Source organism: Hydrogenophaga sp. (genome assembly GCF_041633695.1).
GTDB lineage: Bacteria > Pseudomonadota > Gammaproteobacteria > Burkholderiales > Burkholderiaceae_C > Hydrogenophaga.
Genome location: NZ_JBFJMY010000316.1, coordinates 1 through 4,998 on the forward strand (window position 1 = coordinate 1; position 4,998 = coordinate 4,998).

The following is a 4,998-nucleotide window of genomic DNA, read 5'->3' on the forward strand; positions in this document are numbered from 1 at the left end:
ACCGCGCCGGATTTCGGTCTGTCCACCGTTCTCGGTGCCGATCTCCACCTCAACCGGGCGGAACCGCCCCTGTTCTTCGGCCAGCATCACCAGGCTGCGCTTGCCGGTTTGGATCACGGCTTCTGTTGGCACCAGCACGGCGCGCTCAGTGGCCTGTCCCGCCAATTCCATCTGAACGAACATGCCCGGAACGAGTTGGCCGCGCGGGTTGGCGATTTCCATGCGCACCTTGAGCGTGCGGGTTTTGGGATTCACTTGGGGCAGCAAAGCCGCCACCCGGCCTTCAAACGATTGGCCCGCAAGCGCTGGGGTTTGCGCCACCACCCGCGCCCCGGGTTGCAGCAGGGCCAGCTGGCTCTCGGGCACTTCTGCATGGGCCCACACCGTGGACACACCGTTGATGCGAACAACGCCCATGCCGGGCATCAAGGTGGTGCCCTCGCTCACCATCAGCTCGGTGAGAACACCCGTCAGCGGCGAGCGCAGGGTTACCCGGGCTTGCACCTCGCCGCTGGACTCCACCCGGTGGATCTGCGCCTCGTCCATGCCGGCCTGTCGCATGCGCGAGCGCGCAGCGTCCACCATTGCGGCCAAGTCTCTGCCGGACATGCGCCGCACCGCGAGAAATTCCTGCTGGGCGGCCACCCAATCGGGCACGTACAACTCGGCCAGTGCCTGGCCCTTTTGCACCGGGTCCAGCACGGCACGCACATGCAGGCGCTCCACATAGGCCAGGGCGCGCGCCTGAACCACGGCTTGATCGCGTTCGTTCCAGGCAATCGCCCCCACCGCCCGCACAGCAGGCACCAATGCGCCCTCGGTCGCCACGGCGCTGCGCAGCCCCAGGTTTTGCTGGATGCGCGGGCTCACGCGAACCGTGCCACTGTCTGCGCCTTCGCTCCCGGCATAGGCGGGCACCAGCATCATGTCCATGAACGGCGATTTCCCGGGGACTTCGAACTGTTTTCCCGGCACCATGGGGTCGTGGTAGTACAGCACCTGGCGACCGGTCAGTGGGTCCACCACACCGGCCCGGATGCCCGAGTCCATGTGGCGGCGCGTCGCCGCCTCGCCTTCGGGAATGCCCCAGTTCGACGGGTCTGCTGTGGTCACAGCGCCTTCCATTGCGGCGCCCGATGCAGACGATGCAGCGGGGTTCGTGCGCACCGCTTGTTGTGCGCCCAGACGGTAGAGAAAATGGCCGCTACCGACCAACACGGCCACGAGAACACCGCCCAACAAGAGGTTTTTGAGTTTCATGGCTTGCTTTCCAAAAGGGATGCGGTGCCTTGCGGCCGGGCTGGGGGTTCCGAGCCGTGCGCGTCAAGGCCCAGGTATTCCAGCTCCACCCACAAGGCGGCGGTGGCCATCTCGATGCGCAAGCGCTCGATGCGCATGCCGATCTCCAGGCGGCGGCTTTCCAGAACAGAAGACAAACCCGCCTTGCCGTTGCGGTAGGCGAGCAGTTCCGCTTCGGTCCGGCTGGCCGCCAGCGGAATCAGGTTGGCGTCGTAGTCTGAGAGGCGGGCCAGATGGCTGCGCCAAGTGTGGAACCAGCGTTTGGTCTCGGTCAGGCGTTCGCGCAATGTTTCCTCGCGCTCGGCGCGCGCCTGCGCCGCCCGCGCCAGTTGGGCGCTGACGTTGCGGTCCTGGCGGTTTTTCTGGTCCCATGTGAGCGGAACGGACACCGCCAGCGACACCATGTCGGAGAAGGCCGACCCTCGGCGGCTGTACATCGCCGACACACTCCAGTCGGCCTGTTTGTCCTGCACCGCGACCTCCACGTCGGCCCAGGCGACCGCCTCTTTGGAATCCATCAAGGCCACGTCGGGGTGCCCGGCCATGTGCTGCTCCAGCCCTTGTTCAAGCGCCCGTGTTCGGCTGATGGCCGGCACCGGCCCCAGGCGCCCGGAATGGGGTGCGCCCGTCCAGCGCGCCAGACCGAGCGCGGCATTGGCCTCTTGGGCCCGCGCTTCCTGGATGCGGTCTTCGACCCGGGCCGACTCCATGCGCGCCATGAAGACATCGCTCAAACCACCGCGCCCTGCGCGGTAGGCCGCCGATGCGGCTTCGACTTGCAAAGCCAGCTCGTCTTTCTGTTGCGACAGCAAATCCAGCAGTTGTTGCTGGTAATGCAGATCGAACCAGGCGCGCGCCGTGTGGCGGCGCAAGTCGAGCAGCCGCGCCGTGCGCACCGCCAAAGCCTCGTCCGCCTCGCGCTCGTAACGGCTGGCGCGTGCCTGCCGCTTGCCTTCGCGCGTCAGGGTCTGCGCCAGCCCAATGGAGCGCATGGTCATGAAATCGCCGGCCAAGCTCCAGCGCTGCGGCCCGTCAACCGGCAGGTTGTCGATCGACAGCCGCAACACCGGATCGGGCAAACGGGCGGCCTGCAAGGCCATTTGTCGCGCCGAATCGACCGCCGCGTCCTGGGCCACCAGAGCGCCGGAACGCGATTCTGCGGCCCGCAAGGCGGCATCCAGACTCAGACCGCCCACCGGGGAACGGCCAACAGATTGGGCCAGCGCAGCGCCGGACGCGCCTGCACCGAATGCAGCAAAAACCAAACAAACCATGACCGGGGTGCGGCGCAAAGACCAACGCCGACGCGGTGCCTCTGCAGACGCACCGGTATCGCACAACTTCAACATGAGCGGAATCCGAACTGGGTATGTGAACCCCTGGCAAGGCAGGGGCACACGAACGCCCGTAACGAACAGCCTGCGAGGAACAGGTGACCGTTACGGCTCTCTGAAGACCGGGATCACCGCGAAGAAGGGGGGCGCCAGATCGCCGACGGTACGAACGACCGCGGGAAAAGCATGGCCAATAAAAACGGCGAAGTGGCCGCTGGCTGGGCCGTGGGCAGGCCCGGCATGGGAAGGATGCCCGCGCAGGACAGCACGCACGCCATCCCCGCCTTGCAGGGACTGCCGGTTGCCACGGCGGTAGGCCCATCCACACAGCAGCCGTGCACGGCCGCCATGGCATCGGCATCCGTGGTGTCCATGGCATCCATCGACGCGCCGACACCACTGCTTTTCATCGGGCAAGGCCGTTCGAACGCGCGCGCACCCGCAACGCCTTGAACGGCAAAAGCCAAGCACAACAGAAAAACCAGCATCGCGCGCATGGCTCGCAGTGTATGGGAATGTCCGGCCGAACGCGGATGCGTTGCGCACGTCGGAGCCATCAAAACAACGCGACAAGCCGAACCGAGCGGGTGCGCAGCAGCGGCCAGCTGCGCGGCGATCCGGCGAAGCTCATTCTCGGGAGGTCACAAAACCCAGCGGCGGCGGTCTGCGCCGCACCGTTTGGGCCTTGACGATGGCGGTGCTGGTTTGTGCCTTGTCGGCGATGCGGTCCAGGATCTGGTCCAGCTGCGCCATGGAGCGCACAAACAGGCGCACCACGTAACAGTCTTCTCCGGTCACCTTGTCGCATTCGACCACTTCGGGAATTTTCACCAGCAGCTCTTCCACCCGGTGCAACTCGCCGGGCGCGGGGCGCACGCGCACGATGGCCTGCAAGGTATAGCCCAGCGCTTCCGGGTCGAGTTCCACCCGGTAAGCCCGTACCACGCCACGGTCTTCCAGGCGCCGCAGCCGTTCGGCCACGCTGGGTGCAGACATGCCGACGCGCTGGGCCAGCGCTTTCAAGGACATGCGGGCGTCTTCCAGCAAGGCCTCAACCAGCTTTTGATCGGTCGCATCGAGCATTTTTCTTCCTTAAACGTTTTCAACAAAACGCCTTGTTTTTGAAAGTCTATTCAAACTTCACCCTTTGGCAAGACCTGTATCACCGCCAACTGCTCTGGCATTCTGAGTGCTCCATTTTCACAAGGAGTGCACATGAACAGGCAAACAAGCGGTGTGGCCGAAATGGTGGCTGCGATGGCCATTTCCGGCACCGTGGGCTGGTTGGTGGTGGTCTCCCAGCAAGCCGTGGTCGATCTGATTTTCTGGCGCTGCGTCTTTGGCGCAGCCACGCTGGGCTTGGTCTGCGCCGCGCTGGGTCTGCTGCGCGGCCAGCTGACGCCCCGGGTGCTGGCCTGGGCGGCTTTGGGCGGCGTGGCCCTTGTTCTCAACTGGTGGTTGATCTTTGCCGCGTTCTCTCACGCCTCCATCTCCGTCGCCACGGCGGTGTACAACACCCAACCCTTCATGCTGGTGGCGTTTGGCGCGCTGTGGTTCTCCGAGAAGCTGACCGCGACCAAACTGGGCTGGCTGGGCATCGCCTTCGCCGGGATTCTGCTGATCGCGCAGGCCAAACCCGGTGCCGAGCGCGACGGTGCCCACTACCTGCTGGGCATTCTGATGGCGCTGGGCGCGGCTTTCTTCTACGCCGTCGCCGCCATGGTCACCAAAAAATTGCAGGGCACGCCGCCGCACCTGATCGCACTCATCCAGGTCTGCGTAGGCAGCCTGATGCTGGCACCTTTTGCCCACCTGAGCCAGCTGCCGCACGACGCCAGCAGCTGGGCAGCACTGGTGGCCATGGGCGTGGTCTACACCGGGGTGGTCTACATCCTGCTCTACGGTGCGATCCAGAAACTGCCCACCCACCTGACCGCCGCCCTGACCTTCATCTACCCGGTGGTGGCCATCGTGGTGGACTACCTCGCCTTTGGTCAGCGTCTGCAGACCGCGCAACTGCTGGGCGCGGCGGCGATTCTGATCGCGGCCGCTGGCACCACCCTGGGCTGGTCCTTCCGCCGACCCAGAGCCACATCGCAGGCCTGCGAAGCCGGGCCTTGCCGATCCTGAAAAACGGATGGTGTTCAGGCCCTGAGGAACAGCGTCACCAAAGGCTCCTGCCCCACCTGTCGGCTGCGGTGCCCGTGCAGTGTCGGATCAAACGTCGCGCCTTCGGGCAAGGTGTCGGCCGAGTAGAAGTGCTGTCCCGGGCCAAAGCAGCGCCAACTGCCGTCTTGCAGGCCGATCTCCATCTGGCCTTGCAACACGAACAGCCACTGCGCCGCACCGGTGCAGTGGAATTCGC

5 protein-coding genes and 1 pseudogene are annotated in these 4,998 nt (G+C 65.3%); 2 read left to right on the forward strand and 4 right to left on the reverse strand.

The genetic code is table 11. The features are described from left to right. The coding region (locus ABYB95_RS16860; protein ID WP_372659717.1) for an efflux RND transporter periplasmic adaptor subunit at positions 1–1,260 on the reverse strand (1,260 nt) is incomplete at its 3' end. After that, positions 1,257–2,468: a TolC family protein gene (locus ABYB95_RS16865; protein WP_372659718.1), complete on the reverse strand. Its 1,212-nt coding sequence runs from the start codon at positions 2,466–2,468 to the stop codon at positions 1,257–1,259. The genes ABYB95_RS16865 and ABYB95_RS16860, both read right to left, overlap by 4 nt. A 351-nt stretch (positions 2,469–2,819) precedes the next feature. Between ABYB95_RS16865 and ABYB95_RS16870 the strand changes: the two genes are divergently transcribed. After that, on the forward strand, positions 2,820–3,086 hold the full coding sequence (locus ABYB95_RS16870) for a hypothetical protein (RefSeq protein ID WP_372659719.1): 267 nt from the start codon (positions 2,820–2,822) through the stop codon (positions 3,084–3,086). A 174-nt stretch (positions 3,087–3,260) separates the two neighbouring features. Here ABYB95_RS16870 and ABYB95_RS16875 read toward each other — a convergent pair whose 3' ends face one another. Continuing rightward, a complete protein-coding gene (locus ABYB95_RS16875) occupies positions 3,261–3,716 on the reverse strand; it encodes an Lrp/AsnC family transcriptional regulator (protein WP_372659720.1) in 456 nt (151 codons plus the stop codon). A gap of 132 nt (positions 3,717–3,848) precedes the next feature. Here ABYB95_RS16875 and ABYB95_RS16880 point away from each other — a divergent pair, with 132 nt between their 5' ends. Further along, entirely contained in the window at positions 3,849–4,763 is a 915-nt protein-coding gene (locus ABYB95_RS16880; protein ID WP_372659721.1) for a DMT family transporter, read from the forward strand. Between the two features lie 14 nt (positions 4,764–4,777). Here the strand turns inward: ABYB95_RS16880 and ABYB95_RS16885 are convergent. Then, positions 4,778–4,998 (reverse strand): annotated as a pseudogene (locus ABYB95_RS16885) (hypothetical protein); the annotation flags it as partial.

Coding starts and splice junctions, on each gene's coding strand:
- ABYB95_RS16870 (WP_372659719.1), top strand. CDS start 2,820: ATGGCCAATAAAAACGGCGAAGTGGCCGCTGGCTGGGCCGTGGGCAGG.
- ABYB95_RS16875 (WP_372659720.1), bottom strand. CDS start 3,716: ATGCTCGATGCGACCGATCAAAAGCTGGTTGAGGCCTTGCTGGAAGAC.
- ABYB95_RS16880 (WP_372659721.1), top strand. CDS start 3,849: ATGAACAGGCAAACAAGCGGTGTGGCCGAAATGGTGGCTGCGATGGCC.